This is a genomic window from Paludisphaera sp. (assembly GCF_037189885.1).
In the GTDB taxonomy this organism is placed as follows: domain Bacteria; phylum Planctomycetota; class Planctomycetia; order Isosphaerales; family Isosphaeraceae; genus Paludisphaera.
The window spans coordinates 93,286-112,409 of sequence record NZ_JBBCIR010000007.1 but is presented as its reverse complement, the minus strand read 5'-3'; the positions used below and the strand labels follow the sequence as shown (position 1 = coordinate 112,409).

Annotated in this window: 11 protein-coding genes and 1 pseudogene; 3 read left to right on the top strand and 9 right to left on the bottom strand. The window is 66.5% G+C overall.

The features are described 5' to 3' along the window. Positions 1–14: 14 nt before the first annotated feature. From WG209_RS02930 to WG209_RS02905, 6 genes are all read right to left on the bottom strand, one after another. Positions 15–1,508 carry a hypothetical protein gene (locus WG209_RS02930; RefSeq protein ID WP_337173502.1) on the bottom strand — a complete coding sequence of 498 codons (1,494 nt, stop codon included), beginning with the start codon at positions 1,506–1,508 and terminating at the stop codon, positions 15–17. Between the two features lie 267 nt (positions 1,509–1,775). Beyond that, the gene (locus WG209_RS02925) at positions 1,776–3,677 is read right to left on the bottom strand and encodes an RNA-binding domain-containing protein (protein ID WP_337173501.1); all 1,902 of its coding nucleotides are present in this window, start codon (positions 3,675–3,677) and stop codon (positions 1,776–1,778) included. Further along, positions 3,677–7,792 (bottom strand): hypothetical protein, encoded by a 4,116-nt coding sequence (locus WG209_RS02920; RefSeq protein WP_337173500.1) that lies wholly within the window; start codon positions 7,790–7,792, stop codon positions 3,677–3,679. Before WG209_RS02920 ends, WG209_RS02925 begins: the two co-directional genes overlap by 1 nt. Before the next feature lie 56 nt (positions 7,793–7,848). Then, the gene (locus WG209_RS02915) at positions 7,849–8,352 is read right to left on the bottom strand and encodes a hypothetical protein (protein ID WP_337173499.1); all 504 of its coding nucleotides are present in this window, start codon (positions 8,350–8,352) and stop codon (positions 7,849–7,851) included. 2 nt (positions 8,353–8,354) lie between these two features. Further along, positions 8,355–11,507, bottom strand: a complete 3,153-nt coding sequence (gene drmD / locus WG209_RS02910; RefSeq protein WP_337173498.1) for a DISARM system SNF2-like helicase DrmD — start codon at positions 11,505–11,507, stop codon at positions 8,355–8,357. A gap of 866 nt (positions 11,508–12,373) precedes the next feature. Continuing rightward, positions 12,374–12,565, bottom strand: coding sequence for a hypothetical protein (locus WG209_RS02905; RefSeq protein ID WP_337173497.1), 192 nt, complete (start codon positions 12,563–12,565; stop codon positions 12,374–12,376). 32 nt (positions 12,566–12,597) lie between these two features. On the opposite strand from WG209_RS02905, the gene WG209_RS02900 reads away from it, so the two are divergent. From WG209_RS02900 to WG209_RS02890, 3 genes and pseudogenes are all read left to right on the top strand, one after another. Then, positions 12,598–12,906: a helix-turn-helix transcriptional regulator gene (locus WG209_RS02900; protein WP_337173496.1), complete on the top strand. Its 309-nt coding sequence runs from the start codon at positions 12,598–12,600 to the stop codon at positions 12,904–12,906. 481 nt (positions 12,907–13,387) lie between these two features. Beyond that, a complete protein-coding gene (locus WG209_RS02895; RefSeq protein WP_337173495.1) occupies positions 13,388–14,431 on the top strand; it encodes an NAD-dependent epimerase/dehydratase family protein in 1,044 nt (347 codons plus the stop codon). Between the two features lie 154 nt (positions 14,432–14,585). Further along, positions 14,586–15,125 (top strand): annotated as a pseudogene (locus WG209_RS02890) (methyltransferase domain-containing protein); the annotation flags it as partial. Between the two features lie 62 nt (positions 15,126–15,187). Here WG209_RS02890 and ric read toward each other — a convergent pair. From ric to WG209_RS02875, 3 genes are all read right to left on the bottom strand, one after another. Beyond that, a complete protein-coding gene (ric, locus tag WG209_RS02885; protein ID WP_337173494.1) occupies positions 15,188–15,907 on the bottom strand; it encodes an iron-sulfur cluster repair di-iron protein in 720 nt (239 codons plus the stop codon). A 248-nt stretch (positions 15,908–16,155) separates the two neighbouring features. Continuing rightward, on the bottom strand, positions 16,156–17,583 hold the full coding sequence (locus WG209_RS02880) for a sulfatase-like hydrolase/transferase (protein ID WP_337173493.1): 1,428 nt from the start codon (positions 17,581–17,583) through the stop codon (positions 16,156–16,158). After that, positions 17,580–18,977: a nucleotide pyrophosphatase/phosphodiesterase family protein gene (locus tag WG209_RS02875; RefSeq protein WP_337173492.1), complete on the bottom strand. Its 1,398-nt coding sequence runs from the start codon at positions 18,975–18,977 to the stop codon at positions 17,580–17,582. Before WG209_RS02875 ends, WG209_RS02880 begins: the two co-directional genes overlap by 4 nt. Positions 18,978–19,124 lie beyond the last annotated feature (147 nt).

Below are 19,124 nucleotides of genomic sequence, written 5' to 3'. Positions count from 1 at the left end.
TCGATGATCCGTCGTCATCTCGCCCAGCGAATCGTGACGCCAGGGATCTTCCCGTGATCTAGGTCGCATTTGTCCAAGCCGAGCGTCCCAACCTCGTCAGCGTCGAGACTTTGCCCTATATCACGCTTTTTTATAAGTATATCAATACGACCAAGCCAAATCCTCTTCGCATCCGGATGGTCGCTCCAGGGTTGGACCCTGGCGAAGCAAGCGGCCCCGAGCACGGCCCGGCAAATCGCCTTCAGCCGTGAGTAACGATCGACCAAAGAGTCTCTCGACGACTCAGACAGATTCCCTCGCTCACCACGATGCACATATCCACTACGCATGTCATAGCTTTGGCGAACGAATCGGTCGACCTCGTCGAAGTCCTTCCCCAGCGCCATATGTGACACCATTGCGGCACGTCCTGCGAGTGCGGCAGTGAGCGACTCGCCCGATTCGCCCCCGAGGAGCAGATCGAGCGCAAAGACGGAATGGAGGAGCGCTTCCTCAATGCGCCCGTCATCTTCAAAGTTCCTCGCCGTGTAGAGGTACTCTGCGAAGAGTTGGATGGTGCCGTCCAGCCCCTTCGTGCCCCACTCCGAGATCCTCAAGCCAGCCTCGATCTCTGCACGCCCTTTCGCCAGCTCCCCTGGCGAGGTGACGTGCATCGTGGGAATCCCCCCCGTGGGGACGACCCATCCGACACCACGTTGCTGAGTCGTGAACACGGCGATCCAGTCCATGAAGGCATCGGCTTTCCGCAAAAAATCGGAGGGGATCGTGCCGAGCCCTGCCGCCCCGTAGATTGCCTGCTGCTGATCGAGATCAGTGAGGAATCGCCGTCGCTCCGCATCCGAGAGGAGACCGAAGTAATCGTCAAGCAGCCTGTAGGCCAGCGAAGAAGGCGACGTCAACACAGGGAACCGCTTGATTGCACGGAAGTTCGCAAATCTGATGGTGCGATCATCACGCCGGAGGGCCAGACGGCCTCGAAATTCATCCCCATACCGTTGCGCAAAGTCGCTGCCTGCCCTCTCCGAGCGGTGCCGGAGCAGGTCCGAATCCATTACGCCGAATTCGAAGTCTCCGAAATTGTATTTCTCGGGCTCAGTCCAAGGGGTTTTCAACACGGCCCATTGGGTGACTCTCGTCTCGCCGATCTTCTCAAGGATCTGGTTCAACGAATCGAGCGTACCGTCCCGAGACTCTCGTCTTAATGCGGCGAAGGCCAGGATTATCGAGCCAAAGGCTCGTCTGCCGGGGGTCTTCGGCTCGACGTGTGCGTGACCTGCACGATGGAGCGACTCGGCGACCTTCTCCACGAGTCCGTTCAGCCTGACCGGCACTCCCTCCGACTGCTTCAGAACGACCTCCGTGAGGTCGGCGAAGAACGTCCCATCCGCCTCTCGCCGTTGGCTCTTATCGCAGATAACGAGATGCTCTCCTGAGGGGGGAAGCTCTTTCACCTCCTCCAAGCTCAACGCCGCAAGCGAATCCCTGAGGTTCGGATGATCGGGAATCATAACAACCCTTTTGATGCACAACGGACCGCCGGATTGGAGGAAGAGTCGGTATGGCCGGGGTCTGGCAGAGGATATCAACTACGTTATGGCTTCTTCGTCGGCGGAAGCGCTAACACCACATAGCGACCTGGATTCTTCCCTGATACGATAGGGGACTTTGTCCTCATCGCCGCAGACAGGTCTTCGATGTCCCTCGACGGTCATCTCCTCCTGCGAGGCCAGTGTTGGGATTGCCGGCGTGGGACATATCTGCGGCATGATAGTCCCTCAACTCGCTTCGCCGGATACGCCGCCGTCCGCACTTCTTGGGCTGCTGCGATACGCCTGGCGGGGGTGATTGGGCGTTTCCGGGTACTTGAGCCGCAGTTGCCCTTCCTGCGCCATGGGCCGGAGCGTCCAACGCTGGAGGCCGCCGGGCTCCCGGCCCAGGAGGGTGGCAAGCTGGCGGAAGGTCAAGTAACGATCCTCGCAAAGCCGCAGGACGATCGGTCGCATCTCGTCGGGCTTGAGGCGGGGGCTGAGGCGGGCGGGCTCGGCGATGGCCAGCAGGGCGGGGTCGTGCTCCGGGTCTATGGCCGGAGCTTCCTCTCCCTTATGACCGGACCCCTCCGTCTTATGACCGGAGTTCGGCCCCCTGTGACCGGACCTCGCCTCGGCTGTAGCCGGAGTGATGAATGCGACCAGCGGCCCGGCTAGCTGGTACGTGGCAGCCCGACCATAGCCGTCCTTGTCGAGAAGCCCTTTGGAGACGAGGGTTTGCAGCAGCTTCGTGATGTCGGTCGTGTGGCGGTCGGAGAACTGCCGGAGCCGGAAGTTCGTCACCTCCCCCTCGACGTCCGCCGTGACGAGCGCCTGGACCTCCTCGGGGCCCAGACCGCCGAATTTCGCCCCTAGCAGCCGATGCAGCTTATCGAGGGACGCAGGGGGCAGCAGGCTGACCATCGGCAGGACCACGCTGACCCGTTCCGGCCTCGTCGTCTCCCGGATCAGGGGCAGCCGCCACTTCTGGGAGGCCCAGCCCTGGCGGATCTTGTCGATCCCCGACCCGGCCTTCTCGCCGCCGCCGATCTGCTGGAACATCAACTGGAGCGACTTGTTCCGGCACTCGCTGATCCCGCCCCGGAAGAGTTGCTCGACCGGGAGCAACAGCGATCCGGGGTTGGACAGCGTGATCCGGTCCCGGTACTTCTCTATCACGATCCCACCCTTGCCCCGGTAGTCGGCGTGGATCAGGGCGTTGACCAGCGCCTCCCGGATCGCCTCGTGGACGATGGTCTCGTCCTTGCGGAACATGTCGGGCCGGAGTTGGAACGGCACCTTGAGGTCGGCGAACAGGCGGGAGAGGACTCGCTGGTAGAACTGGAACAGGTTCGCCGTCCACGTCCCGTCGCCCGTGAGGCGGTCCGTCCAGCGGACCTCGGGGTCGTCGGAGAGCCGCTCTCGGTAATCGACGTGGTACTGCGGGATCGCCGAGTGGTCCCGGATCGCCTCGTCCTTGCCGAACATCAGCAGCCCGGCGACGGTGAGCCCGTGCTGGCCCGTGGGCCGGTCGGTCCGCCAGCCGCCGAGCTTCTCCAGCAGGCCCCGCCCGTCGAGGGCGAGCCAGGGGTGGGCCGGGGCACGGGCCGAGAAGCGGTTGCGGTACTGGTTCAGGCTTTCGGGATCGAGGTCGTCCATCCCGAAGTGTTCGAGGATCTCGCCGTCCGCCGGGTCCTCGGCCTGGTCGGCGAGCATCCGCCCCACCTCGTCGTGGGAGCAGCGGTAGTCGCCCTCCTGGTAGCGCCGGAAGGTCCCCTCGATCGGGTTCTGGCCGACGTAGACCGGGCGTTGACGCCGGGTGGCCCTGGGGATTCGGACGACGATGACCGACTGGCCGTCGATCGTCTCGATCGTCACGTCGTCGTTCGAGAGCAGGTTGATGCTGACCTTGCCCCGGTTGTTGGCGAGGTTCCAGAAGTCCTGCTTCATCTTCAAAGCGTCGGGCACGCCCTCGACGGCGAACCGACCGTCCTTCTGGGCGACCCCGAGGACGATGACGCCGCCGTCGGTGTTGGCCATCGCACTGTAGGTGTCCCAGACGCTCCCCGGCAGGCCGCCCCTGGCCGCCTTGAACTCCCAGTCCTTCTCCTCGCCCAGGCTGAGGGCGGCGAGGATGGCGCTGGTGTCCATCAGCCGTCCTCCTCGCCGAAGAGGCTCGGCTCGGAGGCCGCCTTCCCCCTCGGCTTCCGGGGAGCCTTGGCGGGCTTGCCCTTCTTCTTGTCGTGGAGGCCCTGGGCGACCTCCTCGGCGTATCGCTCGTGGTTGAGCTTCAGGAGGCGGGCGAGGACCTCTCGGCGGGCCGACTCGCCGATGGTGAACCGGGTGCCCCGCCTGGTCTCGTGGAAGCCGTGGCCGAGGTCGAGGTCGGACCAGCCGTAGGCAGCGGCGACGGCCCGGTCCATCTCAACGTGGAGGTCACGGAGCGCCTGAATGTCGGCGGCGGTTTCGTCGGGGTCGTGGAAGCGGTTGTAGGTCTTGGTCAGGCCCTCCCGGCGGGAGAGTAGGATCTGCCGGCGGTGGCTGTGGTAGGCTTCGCCGATCGAAGCGAGAAGCGAGTAAGAACCAGTTGGAAAGGGGAAAGTCTCAAAGCAGTCGGAAGGCGTGTAGCGCATCCGGGTCTCAAGGGTGGACCCGCAGGAACGGGACCATTCTTCATGGAGAGTGCTTTGAGTTATTGAAAGTTCCGAATCCGAGTCGCAGGCGATGACACCGAGAGCGTGCGAGAAAACTTGATCGATATTCTGCCAAGAGGTGATCATGTGCTTGGACACGAGAGGGACAGCTAAAACTCGCTCCATCCCGGCGATGGTCCGGTAGAGTTCCACCCCCTTGCGTCCGTACTGCCACCAAAATCTGGCATACCCCTGTGCTGACGAATCTTTCTTCTGTCCGAGCTTGTCACGCTCCGGTTTTACCCTTTCTTGGACAATCGCCAAACAATCGGGAAAGTCCGCCGCTACTGGCCCTGTGTGGGCGTCGGGGGCTGTCTCCCGACTTAAAGGCCAGTCAAAGAAGTTGATCACCCACCGGCTGGCGGACTGGTCGGTGCGGGAGTTGAGGTCCTCGCCGTTGAGGTAGGGGAACAGGACGTCCTTATTGCGGGAGTCCTTGTCGATCAGCCGCTGGGCCTCGTCCGGCTCGATCACGAAGCCCATGCCCAGGACGATTGAGCCCTGGAACGACTTCCCGGCATTGGCGACGAGGCGATGGGGTGGGCCGGAGACCGTACCCGTCTCGGTGAGGAACGGCGAGATGCCCGACACCGGCTTGTCGTCGAGGAAGTACGGCGTACTCCAGCGTCCTCGCCGGAGCCAGACGTGGGCGACTTCGAGGCTGGCCACGCCCGGCCAGGGGCGGCTGGAGACGGCTTGGGGGATGACGAAGCCGTACGTCGTCAACTGGTCGAGACCGACCTCTCGGGTGTCCCCCTGGGCGATCGTGTTCGTCGCCAGGAAGCCGAAGTGCCCCCCCTCCCGGAGCAGCGAAGCCCCACGAAGTGTGAAGTATGCGCACAGGTCGGCATTGCCACGCTTCCCCCCAGCGAGGTGCTGAACCAGGAAATCCCGGTAGTCGGTCCCCAAGTTCCCGGTGATCTTCTTTCCGCCCATGAACGGCGGGTTGCAGACAAAGGCATCGAACCCCCCCCGGTCCATGAATACTTCGGGGAACTCCAACGCCCAGTGGAACCGGCCCTCGATCACTGCCTTCCGCAGCCGCCCTTTCGCCTCCGCTTCCAGTTGCACGACCGGCAGGTCCTTGAACTTGTACTCGACCTCGGCCAGCATCCCATTCAGGGCCGACTCTAACTCGCTGGCGTTCTTCGCCTCCCAGGTCGCCGCCAGCAGCATGTCGGCGGCGTAGGTGAGCCGCATCCTCTGATCCTCGACGTTGGCGAACATCAGCGTCTTCCGCTCGATGTCCTGCGGCGTGTTCGAGGGCACCGTCTCGATTTGCCTGCGGAGCAGCATCGTGGCGTTGAGTCGCCTCTCGATCTGCTGCCGCTGCTGCTCCATCAGCGGGCGGACCTTGGCGTTCTCCGACATCGAGAAACGGAGCAACTGGTCGATGCTGCTGAGGCCCACCAGCGAGTCGCCGCACCGGATGGCGTGGTCGAGGAACGTGAACGGCTTGTCCTTCGCCAGCGTCAGCAGCCAGAGCGACAGCTTCGCCATCTCGACGGCCAGCGGGTTCTTGTCCACACCGTACGGGCACCGCTCGGCCACCAGCCGCCGGGCGTAGAGCACCCGCTCCTGGCGGTCAAGGGGGATGAGTTGCTCGTCGGGCAGCCCCTTCGAGACCTCGCCGTAGGGCGTGATTCGGGGCGTGCCTTCGACCCGCCGCTCGGCCTCCTCCCACGCTTCGAGCAGCCGCAGCGACAGGTAGGTGCAGACCTGGACCAGGAACGCCCCGCTCCCGCACGCCATGTCGCAGATTTTCAGGTCGAGCAGGTCGGCCGCCGACTTCAGCCGCCACTGGTCCCGTGGCGTCCCCTCGGCAGGCCCGACGTAGACCAGGGGCTCCAGCGTGTGGCGGACGATCGGCTCGGTCAGGCTCTCGGGCGTGTAGTGCGTGCCGCTCGACCGCCGGTCGGTCCCCGCCGTGACGTAGACGCCGCCCGACGGGATCACCACCGGGTAGTCGAACGTGTCGAGCCGCACCAGCCCGGCGAACGGCCTGGCCCGCTCCCAGAGCCGCTCGTCCCCCTGGCAGGCCGTGCGGAACCGGCTGAGGGCCTGATCGTCGAGCTTCGAGGCCAGAAGCCGCTTCACCGTGGCGACTGACGACCGCCCCGTCTCGTCCTTGACGAACTTCAGCAGGTCGTCCTCGCCCTTCGCCGCCAGGGTCTCCAGACGGGCCAGCGGCACCTCCGGCTCGGAATCCCGAGACCCGCTCAGACCCAGCACCGGCTCGGTCGCCCGGACCGCCGTGTGGTCCAGGAGGCCCTCGTAGACGTGGCCGATCTGCGTGATCTGGAGCGCCCGGAAGCTCAGCTTGCGGGGCGTGGCCGGCCCCCCGCCCGGCAGCTTGACCTGGAGCACCTGAAGGGCCTCCAGGAGGTGCAGGACCGTCCGGTTATCGACCGGGAGCGGCTGGCCGAGGGTGTCCTGCCATCTCGTCCCGGCGGGCCGCCCTTCGAGGAATGGGAACCGATCCGGGTCGAACAGCTTGCCCTTGTAGGCGGGGATCTTCAGCCGGTCGTGCCGCACGCCCGAGTACACCGCCCGGAACGTCGTCAGCAGGCGGCTCCAGGCATCGTGGCGGCGCTCCAGGACCTCCTCGCCGAAGTCGGCGGCCGTGCCCCGCAACTGCTCCCGCAGGGTCGAGACGGCGTAGTTCCTGTCGTAAAGTTCGTCGCCCAGGAGGAGCAGGTCCCGCTCTTCGGCGCAGAACAGGAACACCAGCCGCATCATCACCGTCAGGGCGGCCTCATACAGCACCGGCTCGGGCACGCCCTTCAGCAGCGACCCGCCGCTGTCCCGGTTCGCCTTGTCGATCGACGAGACGAGCACCTCGACCGCCCGCCGCACCTGATAGCCAAGCTGGTCGGTGACTTCCTGCTGGTCCTGGGCGCTCTGGGCCAGCAGCCGTTCGAGCGTCTCCTCCTCGGGCACGCCGAAAAACCGATGCAGGCCGAGTAAGGTGCGGAACGCCTGGAGCGTCTTCGGCTCCTCCAGCCAGAGCGGTGCGAACCACGAGGCGTACCCGGTCGTCTCGCCCTTCGGGGCGTCGACCAGCATCCACTGGTCGCCGTTCGTGACCAGCCCCAGCCGCACGCCCGTGTCGTGCAGCAGTTGCATCATCCGGGTGTCCGGCGAGGCCGCCCACGGCTTCCCCTCGACCACCCGCCCCAATTTCTGCTTCAGCGGATACGTCTGGATCAGCAGCCTGGCCCGGCTGCCATCCGGCTCCATGACGGCCTTGTCGGGTCGCAATGTCTCGCCGTGCTCGGGCAGGTCGGCCTTGAGCGTCTGCGGAATGTCCTGCCCCTCGACCAGCACGTCGCCCAGGTCGAGCGTATTTCGCAGCACCCAGTCGATCCACTGCCGGTGGATCGCCCGGTCCGGTCGGTCGCCGTTCTGGTCCTGGTCCCACTCCTCGTGGACCTGCCGCAACGCCTTGGTGTGCTCGGGATCGTGAGCCTCCATCCCTTGGGGGAAGCGCTGCACGAGCACCGGCAGGCTCAGGAACGGCCCCGAGACCTCGATGAGCGACAGCCACTCGGCGTGCTGCTTGGCGATGGACATGGCGGCCTACTTAACAGTGCAATCGTTGAATTTTGGATGATCCACAGTGCCCGATATTAGCCGAGCAGCTTTTTTAGGGTTTGATTGAACGCATGCATATTGCTCGTCATCTCAAGGTCTTGAAGTGATCCTGAAGCGTTCGGAGGCAAACTGGGAGGTGGATAAAAATTGCCGATGCCACTTGCAGAGACATGATCCCAAAATGCAGGTGGCACGCCACTTTCCGTCCGTCCAGCCCAGTCGCCGTGGTGAACGAAAACACCACTTTCACTCGCCACCCCGTTGTCGAACACCATCCCGAAGGGTTCTTGATCAATGGCTGACGCCTTCTCGTCAATTCTCTGAGCGTTGACGACGAGATAGGTCATCCCATTGGCATCGCCAGATCCCATAATGACGGCGTGGTCAAGTTTGGAACGAAAGGATGCTGGGAAGACAGAGGGAATCTGCTCTTGCGGAATAACCCTGTACCAGGGCTCAGATTCGTCCGCAGGGCATAAACGCTTCAATTCCTGCGCTTTATCCCTCGACAGGAGAACGAAACTAGGTTTATTAGGCATGATTAACCCTCTCGAAGTCGTTCCGGCACCAAGAACGTCACCGCCACCGGGAACATCCGGGCCTGCGGATCGGCGAACCGAGCCCGGATCGCCGCCGTCTCCCGCTCGATCTCGGCGGGGATCTGCTTCACCCGGTCCCGCAGGAAGTCCTTGTCACGCTCGAACTGGTCCCGCTCCGGGTCGCTGAACAGTTCAAGTTGCTGGTACTCCGGGTCGCCGAGTTTGGCCTCGATCCGCCGCTTCAACTCCAGCAGGATCGACTCGATGTCCCCGGCCTCCTTGGCGGCCCGTTCGAGCAGCCGCTTCTCCAAACCTTTGGAGCGGTCGCTCATGCGGGCGGTCAGGGCCTGCTGGAGCGACGGAGCGAGGTCGGCCCAGAGCTTGAGGAACCGCCTCTTCGTCGCCTCCGAGGGCTCTTCGTCGGTCGCCGCCGACAGCGCCTCGGACACCTGGCCCACGTTCATCCGGCTGAACCGGCCCTCCTTCAGGTAGCCGCCCGCCGTGATGATCTCCTCGTGGAGCCGCTGGCTGTCGCCGCCGATGACAACCAGGCGGGCGTGGGCGATCACCGCCGGGGTCGGCAGGGCGGCGTCGGGGACGACACGGGCCTCGGTCCGGTGCATCTTCTTGCGACCGGCGTCCGACCACACCTCTGCCCGCAGGAGCCGCAGGCACATCTGGACCAGCCGGTGGTTCAGGTGGACCAGAACCACGCCGTCCCGCCCGTTCGACGCCGCAGGGTCGAAGGTGATCGGGCGGATCTCCTTCGTGTGCGGGTGCTCCAGCCCCTCTCTGCTGGCCTCCCAGCTTCCCCGCAGGGCGGGCAGCCGGAAGATCGGCCTGTCGCCCGAGTTCTTGACAGGGATCAAGGGGGGCTGCTGGGCGAGCTTCAGGCCCACCTCGACGACCTTCTGGACATTGGCGGGCGAGAGCCGCAGTTCCTTCTGCGTCTCTCGGTACTGCTCCAGGAGGGCCTGGATGTGCTTGGCGAGGTCCCTCTCGAACTTGAGCATCTTGCGGACGGGCTCGGAGCCCCGCTCGGCGGTGTCGGTGCGGGCCAGGCTGTAGCCCCGGCCCAGCATCGCCATCTCCACGTCGTCGGCCAGGACTTGCCCGACGCTGCCCAGGTCCTCCCGGATCTTCTCCACCTTCTGGGCGACCCGCATCAGGAATTCCAGGTCGGCTTCGAGGTCGCCGGCGGGGACCTCGAACGCCCGGCCCTGGCGCTCCCGGTAGCCCTTCGAGACGAAGTGGAAGACCCGCACCCGGTCGGACTTCTGGCCGTGCCGGTCGATCCGCCCGTTCCGCTGCTCCATTCGGTTCGGGTTCCACGGGATCTCGTAGTGGACGAGCTTCGAGCAGAAGTTCTGGAGGTCCAGGCCCTCCGAGGCGGCGTCGGTCGCCAGCAGGATGCGCACGGGGCTCTGCTCGGGCGAGGACTGGAACGCCGCCTTGACCGCTTCACGAGCCTTCGAGTCCATCCCGCCGTACATGGACGTCATGCGGTCCTGCCCGGCGAACCCCTCCGAGGCCATGACCTCCGAAAGCCACTTCTGCGTGGCCCGGTACTCGGTGAAGAGGATGACCCGCTCGTCGGTCCACCGGCCGTCCGGGCGGATGTGCTCCTTCAGCCAGGCGATCAACTGGCGGGCCTTCGAGTCGTTCTGGGAGCAGGCCCGTTCCGCCCAGTCCCGCATCCGCTTGATCAGGGACAGTTCCTCGTCGCTCGGCTCCGAGAACAGCCGGGTGGCGGCCTCGACGGCATCGCCGGTCGCCTCGTCGTACTCCTCGTCGTCGGCGTAGTCCTCGTCGATCCGGTCGATCTCCCGCTTGAGGATGCCGACCGTCGGCTTCATGCTCGCCCGTTTCGTCGCCGTCCGCAGGGATGCCTCGTGCTTGTTCAGCGTCGTGAGGAACGCCGCCGGGCTGGAGAACAGCCGCTTCTTGAGCGTCTTGAGCACGAAGTCGGTCGCCATCGACTCGGCGTCGTCCTGAGCCCGCTTGGATCGTAAGGCGGCGTAGAGCTTGAGGACGCCGTGGATCGCCTTCTCCTCGTCCGTGTAGGGGACCTCCAGCGGCTCCAGCGACCTCTTGGGGAACCGTGGCGAGCCGTCCCAGCGGGGAGGCAACTCCGACTTCATCCGCCGCACCATCACGGCGTCGAGTTGCTTCCGGTCGAGCGGCGTGCTGCGGGCGAACCGCTGGTCGTCGAGCAGTTCCAGCAGGGCCGAGAAGCTCTCGGGGTAGCCGTTGTGGGGCGTGGCCGTCAGGAAGAGCTTGTGCTCGAAATGCGGGGCCAAAAGCCGCAGGGCCTTGGTGCGGAGCGAGTCGGTGGCGTACTTGCCCCGGCCCGACGGGGCGCAGTTGTGGGCCTCATCCACGATCAGCAGGTCGAACTTGCGGGGATAGAGCGGGTCGTTCGGGCCTGGCAGGATCTCCCGGAACATCCGCAGAGGCCGCTCCCGCTTGAGGAAGTCGATGGAGGTGATCAGGCGGGGGAAGTGGTTCCACGGGTTGACGTGGATGCCCCGCTCCCGCCGCAATTCCCTCATGAGTTCGCCGCCGACGATGCGGAAGTCGAGCCCGAACTTGTCCCGCATCTGCTCCTTCCACTGGACCTGGAGCGACGACGGGCAGACGATCAGGACCTTCCTGGCCCGGTGGCGGATGATCAGTTCCAGGGCGACCATCCCGGCCTCGATGGTCTTGCCCAGGCCCACGTCGTCGGCCACGAGGAGGTTGACCCGAGGCATCTGAATGGCCCGGACCACCGGGTCAAGCTGGTAGTCCTCGATGTCGATGCCCGAGCGGAACGGGGCCTGGATGTTGCGGACGTCCGCCGAGGAGGAGGCACCCCAGCGGACGGCATCGAGGAAGGCGTTCAACTGGTCGGGCGGGTCGAAGCCGGTGGGCTCGGGCAGGGCGACGTCCTCGTTGATCCGGGTGCCCGGCTCCAATTCCCAGACGACCCGGATCTCCTCGCCGAGGCCGTCGTCCTCGACGGACGCCAGCGACACGAGGGTCTGGCCGCCGCCGAGGGCGTCCAGGCCGCCCGCCGGGAGGGTGCTCGGGGCGACCTCGTTGACGATCCAGTTGCGGGACCGGACGCTGACGAGTTGGCCCTGTTCGGGGGCCGTGGTCGGGGTGGTGGCCATCGGTCCCCTCCGAGCTTTCGGCTTTTGTGTTGGGTCGGCACCGACCTAATTGAATGAGTGATTGTGGCTGAAATAGCGTAACCTGCCAGAGTGAGCCTTTCAACTTGGTAGACCGGGCGATAAGTCGTCGCATGCCACGGCTTCGATTCAACCGAGGAGCGAGCAAGCCTGTAGACCGATGCGACCGAGATTTCCAGTTTGGCGGCGATCATCTTGGGCGGCTCGCCCTGCCGCCGAAGTTCCCGGACCTTATCGCCCTTGGCCCTGCCCATGTGGTTCTTGGGGGGACGGACCCAGGGGGCGTCCCCGGACGCCGTGAACACCACCGACAGCTTCCGCTCCAGACGACGTAAAGCCTTGAAATGCTTCTTACGGACCGGGTCGGTGTATCGACGAAGGTTCTCGTCCTTGCTCTGGTGCTTGTGGGCGAGGTGCAACAGGGCGACCTCCTCGCCAACCAACTGCCGCACCATGTCGGCCGAGGTGTCCCGGAGCGAGTTGAAGGGGAGCATCGGGAAGTCGGGGTGGTCCACCCGGACCCTCCTCAAAAGGTCGGCCCAGAGTCCGGGGATCGCTTTAGCTCGGTTGCCGCCCTTGGTCTTCCGCCAGTAGGGCTGGCCTTTCTCGGTGAGCAGCAGGATGTCGTCCTCGACCTTCTGCCTCCGATCCGAAGCCCACCACAGGCCGTCGGCGGTCTGCCCCCAGAGGAGGTGGATCGAGATGGTCTTCTTCTTGTTGCGGATGCGGCGGATGTGGGGCGATTTGCCGTCGAGATGGAGGTGTCTGATCCTGAGGCGGCCGGCCTGGTCGGCCCCGTAGGGGCAATTGAGGCCCAGGAGCAGGAAGGTCTGCTCGATCGGCGTGGCCTACTTGTTCAGCTTGACGGCCCAGACCGGGACGTCCTGGGCCTCCTCGATGTCGTCGTCGAGTTCACGGGGCGGGCGGCGGATGAGGTCGTACTCCTCGGGCTTCCGCCACTGAAATTCGCCGGCCTGGTGCAGCCAGCGGAAGAACCGCCCGAGTTCTCCGATGTAGTCGGTGCAGGACTTCTTCGCCATCGGCGTGTCGTACCGCTTCGAGGGCGGGCGACGTGGACCGGCTGGAGCGTGAGCGTCCTGGTGTCGGTCCGATATCCTGCCTGGGCGAGCGAGTCGGCCTCAATTTCACGTATCTCAGCAAGATCGAGAACGGCAAGCTCGACTTCGCCGGGTATCCCAGCGAGGGGACGATCCTGAAGCTCGCCGAGGCTTTGGGGGAGGACCCCGACGAACTCCTGCTGCTGGCCGAGAAGATCCCCGAGTCGATCAAGAGGCGGGTGATCGAGCGCCCCGATGCGTTCCGGGTCCTCGCCGGGCTCGACGATCAGACGCTCGACCGGCTGATCAAGCAGATCGGTTGATCGTGCCTGCCGAAATTCGGCGCTCGTGTAATCATGCCAGGAGACGACTTTATCGGGCAACCTTCTCTCTTGAGGCGTGGTGGAGGAAGGGCGCCTCAAACCCGTCTCGTGAAGGTGTCAGATAAGGTGTCAGATAAGGACGACGCATATTGCCGTAAGTCCTTTATTTTCAAGAGATCGAGAGACCTCGTTTTGTTCCCGCCGCCTCCACTGACAGCCCCCTCGCGGTTTGCCGCGAGGGGGCTTTTTCGTTGCGCTCATGTCGAGCCACGGGGTCGGTCGACATGGTTTCCGGCCATCGGGGGCGACGGGCATGATCGATTTCTCCAGGCAGCCACGAAAATCTGGAGGCGAGCGGGGGGGCGATTCGATTTCGGGACTTGGCCGCATTCCTCGTCGGAGGTGATTGACGGCTCAAGGGCCATCTTCGATGGGTCGAGGGTGCCCGCCGAGGGATCATGGGCCGATTGGAGGGCGTCGCATGCGGGTGCTGCTCATCGGCGGGACGAACTTCATCGGGCCCGCGCTTACACGGCGGCTGGTCGGGATGGGGCATGAGGTCGCGGTGTTCCACCGGGGCCGGACGCGGGCCGAGCTGCCGGTTGGCGTCGGGCGCATCCTGGGCGACCGGCGCGATCTCGGGTCGCGCGTGGATGAGTTCCGTCGGTTCGCACCGGATGTCGTCGTGGATATGATCGCATTCACCGAAGGCGACGCCTTGGGGCTCGTCGAGACGTTTCGTGCGTTGGCCCGCCGCGCGGTCGTCGTCTCCAGCGGCGACGTGTACCGGGCCTACGGGCGGTTCATCGGGTTCGAGGACGGGCCGATCGAGCCGACGCCGTTGACGGAGGATTCGCCGTCGCGGGAGGTCCTGTTTCCCTTCCGCCCGCGGGCCGAGGGACCGGACGATTTTTTCTTCTCCTACGACAAGATCCCCGTCGAGCGGGTCATCCTGGGCGAGCCGGACCTGCCCGGCACGGTCCTGAGGCTGCCCATGGTCCACGGTCCCGGCGACCCCTATCGACGGCTCTCGGCGTATATCAGGCGGATGGACGACGGGCGGCCGGCGATCGTGCTCGACGAGGCGATGGCCGGATGGAAGTGCCCCCGCGGGTACGTCGAGGACGTGGCGGCGGCGATCGCGACCGCGGTCGTTGACGACCGGGCGGAGCGCCGGGTCTACAACGTCGCCGAGCGGGACTCGCTCACCGAGGCCGGATGGGTCCGCCGGATCGGCGAGGCCGTCGGGTGGCGGGGGAGGATCGTCGCGGCGCCGGTCGGGCGGATCCCGCTCCCTTACCACATGAATCAGGATGTCGACATGGATTCCGGCCGCATCCGTCGAGAGTTGGATTACGCCGAGACGACCCCGCCGGACGAGGCATTGGCCATGACGATCGCCTGGGAGCGGGCCAATCCGCCGACGACCTTGCATGGCCTCGGCCTGCTGGACTACGAGGCCGAGGACGAACTCCTCGGCGAGATCGGGGGTGACCGAGGTCCGGTCGGGCGTCAACTCCTGTGAGGCTCAAGGACGACGAGGGACTGGAGCGGTCGTCGGTCGTCGCCAACTGCCTGATGAACCGGGAGCGTGGCCTCCTCGGTTCCAACGGCTATGACCGCGAACTCGGCTTCAACCCGCTCGACGCGCTGAAAGCGCGTCGAGCGATCGCGGTCCGGTCGCCTGGCTCGATCTCTGCCGCGGCTCGGGCAAGGCCTTGATCGAAGCCGCGCGGATCGCCCGGGAAGAAGGCCTCGACCTGGATATCATCGGCGTCGACCTGGCGGGGATGTTCCGGCCGATCGATCCTGGCATGGAGAGCCCGAGCCTGGTCGAGGCGTCGCTGCGAGGGTGGCAGCCAGGCCGGAGCTTCGACCTCGTCACCTGCGTCCACGCCCTGCACTACGTCGGCGACAAGCTGGGCCTGGTCGCCCGCGCCGGCTCGTGCCTGGCCGAGGACGGCCAGTTCGCGGCGAGCCTCGACGTTCACAGCCTGAAGGCCGCCGACGGGAGATCGATCGGCGGTCGGCTCGCCGCCGACCTTCGCCGGGCCGGGCTGGCATATGACCGTAGGCGGCGGCTGCTGACCGGTCGGGGGCCTCGGACCCTCAACCTTCCCTATCGCTACCTGGGGGCGGACGACCAGGCGGGCCCGAACTACACCGGCCAGCCCGCCGTGGATTCGTACTATGCAATCCCCGAAAGGTCCCGGCGTTGATCCGGCCGCGATAGGCCGATCCCGCGCCCCGGTGGCGGGGCGGGGGATCGCAACGGGAGGCGTCAAACCCCGGCCAGACTCGCTTCCAGGGCGACGGCGCGGGGGAAGAGGATGTTGTTCTCCTTGTGGACGTGGCGGTGCAGGTCGTGCTCGACGGCGGCCAGCCCGGCCATCAGGGCCTGGTAAGTCGTGCAGCCGTCGGGGGGCGTCGCGAAGTCGCCGGTCAACTCCCGCATCCGCGCGATCGCCGCGCCGGCGGAATCGTGCTCGTGCATCATGACCCGGACCGGGTTCTCGACGCTCCCGCAATGGAAGCTGGGAGAACTGGTAGCCGCCTCAAGCTCGCGGATCATCGGGAAGAGGACTTGCTCCTCCTTCGATTGGTGGGAATCCAGCTCCTCTCGGAAGGCCGCGTAGGTCGTCGCGACCTCGCGAAGCTCGGGGTGGCGGTCGGCGTGCGCGTTGACGACCCGGGACAGCAGCTCATGGAGCCTCGGCAGCTCGCGCCGGAGGAGGGCGTGGTGGGTCGACACGATCCGGTCGGCAAGCTCCGTCAGCGGCATGCTCGCGTAATCGGGCTCGTCCTCCGCCGGGGGCGCCGCGTCGTCGGCCGCGATCGCCGCGACCACCTCGCCCACCGCCACGCCCTTGCGCCGGCACGCTTCGTCCAACGCGACCTGCCCATGACAGCAATAATCCAGGCCGAACCGATCGAAGACCGAGGCCCTCGAAATCTTCTCGGCCACCAGTTCGCCGACCGCCCGCGTCGCGTCAATCGCCATCGTTGCCGCCCTCCTCCATCAGCCCCGCGAATCGTCTTCGATCGCCGGGGAAGCCGAGAATCGATAATCTGCACCTCGATATACAGAATAGCGACGCGCGGCGAGAGTTCAAGGCTCGAGCCGCTCAAGGGGTGCGTTCGACCGTCGGCGAATCAGGGATGCGCGGGCCAGGGGATATGGCGCGCGCGACGGGCGACCCCGCACGCCGGTGCGGAGATCGAACGTCGCGGCGCGGCCGCGGTCCATGGTCAATCCCTCGCGGTGTCGGCGGGGCGGACCTCGGCGGGGGCGTGGCCGGTTAGCCGGTCGCCGAGGCGGGCGCGCATGGCGTCGGCCGTTTGCTGGAGGCGCGCGATAATCTCGGGGTGTTGGGCCGCTAGATTGTTCGTCTCGCCGACGTCCGAATCGAGGTCGTAAAGCTCCAGGCCGACGGCGAGCGGCCGGTATTTGCCCGGCGTGCCGCCGCGCCCGGGGGCCTGGCCTAGCATGGTGCGGGTTTCGTGGGGGAACATCAACTTCCATTTGCCCAACCGCATGGCCTGGAGTTCGCCGGCGCCGTAGTAGAAGAAGAGGGCCTCGTGGGGGCTCCGGGCGTCGGGCTCGCCGAACAGGAGCGGGCGGATGTCCAGGCCGTCGATCTGCGGGGCGGGGGGCTCGGCGCCGGCGATCGCGGCGAACGTCGGCAGCAGGTCGATCGTCGCCGCGGGCTGCGGCTGGACGAGGCCCGCCGGGATATGGCCCGGCCATCGGGCCAGGAACGGCACGCGGACGCCCCCCTCGTAGCTCGTCCCCTTCCCCTCGCGAAGCGGGCCGGCCGAGCCGCCGTGGTCGCCGTAGCTCAGCCAGGGGCCGTTGTCGGAGGTGAAGACGACCAGCGTTCTGTCGTCGACCCCCGCCTCGCGAAGCGCCGACAGGATCGAGCCGACGGCCTCGTCGATCTCGCGGATCACGTCGCCGTAGGCCCCCGCGCCGCTCTTGCCGGCGTTGTCGTCGCGGACGAAGAGCGGGACGTGGGGCATGTTGGGGGCGAGGTAGAAGAAGAACGGCCGGTCCTTGTTGCGGCCGATGAAGTCGACCGCGCGGGCGGCGAATCGGGTCGTGAGCGACTTCTGGATCTCGGCGGTGACGTCGGCGATCGCCGGCCGATCCCCCTCGATCAGCGGGAGCTTCGGATAGCCCTCCGGGTGCTCGGGGTGGTGGGGCCACATGTCGCCGGAGTAGGGGAGGCCGAGGAACTCGTCGAATCCGTGATGGATCGGGGATTGCGACGGCCGCGCGCCCAGGTGCCACTTGCCGGCCATGCCGGTCGCGTAGCCGGCCGAGCGGAACATCTCGGCCATCGTCGTCTCGGCGTGAGAAAGCCCGACGTTCGTCCTGGGGCCGAGCGCGCCCCGGATGCCGACCCGCTCGTGATAGCTGCCCGTCAGGAGCGCCGCGCGCGAGGCCGAGCAGACGGCGGTCGCCACGTAGAAATCCGTGAATTTCGCGCCCTCCGCGGCCATGCGGTCGAGGTTGGGCGTGGCGTAATTCGTCGCGCCGAAGCAGCCCAGGTCGGCGTAGCCCAGGTCGTCGCAGAAGATCACGACGACGTTCGGCCGGTCGGGCGTCGCGGGCGCGGCGAGCAGGGGGGCGGGGAGCGTCAGCGCGATCAGCGCGGCGAGCGTTCTCATCCTCATCGGGCACCCTCCGGGGCGACGGCGTTCAGCAGCAGGTCGCGAAAGTCCGTGGTCTTGAGCGAGTCGCCCCCCGGCGCGGGGCCGTCGGCGACCAGGACGGGGCGGTCGAGCGGGTCGTCGGCGGGGAGGCCGTGGCCCCCTCGGACGAGGTTCGGGTCGAGCGGCACCACGTCGAACAGCGCGCGGAACCCCAGCTTCTTTTGGATCAGCCGACGGATGGCGCGGCCCTTCGGCCAGGCGAGCGCGGGGTCGAAGAACATCTCGCAGGGGTCGAAGCCCGGCTTGCGGTGGATGTCGATCGTCCGCGCGAAGTCCGGCGCGTTCGCGTCGTCCAGCCAGTACGGGTAGGCGAACCAGGCGTCTGGCTCCGAGAGGGCGACGATCTCGCCGGACCGCTCGTGATCCAGGCCGATCTCCGCCCGTTCCTCGCCGGCCAGCGCCCGCGCCACGCCCGGCAGCGCGGCGATCAACTCGCGCGCGGCGGGGACATCCTCGGGGTTCGGCACATAAACATGGGCGTGCTGGTGGTCGCACACGGCGAGCGCGCGGCTGTTGAAGGCGTCGATCATCTCGCCGAACGGGCCGGGGCGGACGGTGAGCAGGCCCCCCTTTCGCAGCGCGCGGTTGAGCAGGACGGGACGGGAGACGTCGCGATGGCCGTACTCGCTGACGACCCAGACGCGAGCGCCGACGGACGCGGCGGCGTCCAGGAGCGGAGCCGCCGCGTCGTCCAGCTCGCGGACGAGTTTCGGCATGTCGCAGCCGGAGGGCCCCTTGCGCTGGGGCTCGTAGTCCAGGTGCGGCAGGTAGACGAAGGTCAGGTCGGGCCGGTCGTCGCGCAGGACGTCGGCGGCGGCCCTCGCGATCCAGGCGGTGGATGGAAGCCCGGCGCTGGGCCCCCAGAAGGTGTGGAACGGGAACTTGCCCAGTCGCGATTCCAGGCGCTCGCACAGGCCGTCGGGGGTGCCGGAAATGCCGAAGACCTTGTTGCCGTCGGCGCCGTAATAGGGCTTGGGCGTGACGCTCAGGTCGACCTCGGCGCCCTGGTTGAACCACCAGAACAGCTTGGCGACCTTGAACGGCCGGCCGCGATCCCGGCCGAGCCGGCGCAGCGTCGTCTCGATCGTCTCGGCCTGGACCAGCGCGGCGGACTGCTGCCAGAATCGGACCTCGCGGGTATCGCGGAACAGCCAGCCGTTGGCGACGATGCCGTGGTCCCGAGGGAGCTTGCCGGTCAACAGGCTGGCCTGCGCCGTGCAGGTGACGGCCGGGTGGACCTCCTCCAGCGGCCGCGCCCAGCCGGCCTCGGCCAGCGAGCGGAGGCGAGGTGCGTGCTCCAGCAGCCGTCGGGTCATCCCCACGGCGTTGACGACGAAGACGGGCGGTTGCGACATCAGGCGCGCGGCTCCGGGACCGAATGCGGATCAAGGGCGATTGTCGCGCTCTTCCCCCCTGGAGGGGGAAGACAGACCGCGAAGCGGTCAGATGAGGGGGAGGCGCGCGGGGAGCATCGGACTTCGACACCACGGCCCAGGCCGACT

What these genes read in the sequence shown, in the direction of transcription:
- WG209_RS02895 (WP_337173495.1), top strand. Translation starts at nt 13,388, where the DNA reads ATGCGGGTGCTGCTCATCGGCGGGACGAACTTCATCGGGCCCGCGCTT.
- WG209_RS02920 (WP_337173500.1), bottom strand. Translation starts at nt 7,792, where the DNA reads ATGTCCATCGCCAAGCAGCACGCCGAGTGGCTGTCGCTCATCGAGGTC.
- WG209_RS02880 (WP_337173493.1), bottom strand. Translation starts at nt 17,583, where the DNA reads ATGAGGATGAGAACGCTCGCCGCGCTGATCGCGCTGACGCTCCCCGCC.
- WG209_RS02925 (WP_337173501.1), bottom strand. Translation starts at nt 3,677, where the DNA reads ATGGACACCAGCGCCATCCTCGCCGCCCTCAGCCTGGGCGAGGAGAAG.
- WG209_RS02930 (WP_337173502.1), bottom strand. Translation starts at nt 1,508, where the DNA reads ATGATTCCCGATCATCCGAACCTCAGGGATTCGCTTGCGGCGTTGAGC.
- WG209_RS02905 (WP_337173497.1), bottom strand. Translation starts at nt 12,565, where the DNA reads ATGGCGAAGAAGTCCTGCACCGACTACATCGGAGAACTCGGGCGGTTC.
- drmD (WP_337173498.1), bottom strand. Translation starts at nt 11,507, where the DNA reads ATGGCCACCACCCCGACCACGGCCCCCGAACAGGGCCAACTCGTCAGC.
- WG209_RS02915 (WP_337173499.1), bottom strand. Translation starts at nt 8,352, where the DNA reads ATGCCTAATAAACCTAGTTTCGTTCTCCTGTCGAGGGATAAAGCGCAG.
- WG209_RS02875 (WP_337173492.1), bottom strand. Translation starts at nt 18,977, where the DNA reads ATGTCGCAACCGCCCGTCTTCGTCGTCAACGCCGTGGGGATGACCCGA.
- ric (WP_337173494.1), bottom strand. Translation starts at nt 15,907, where the DNA reads ATGGCGATTGACGCGACGCGGGCGGTCGGCGAACTGGTGGCCGAGAAG.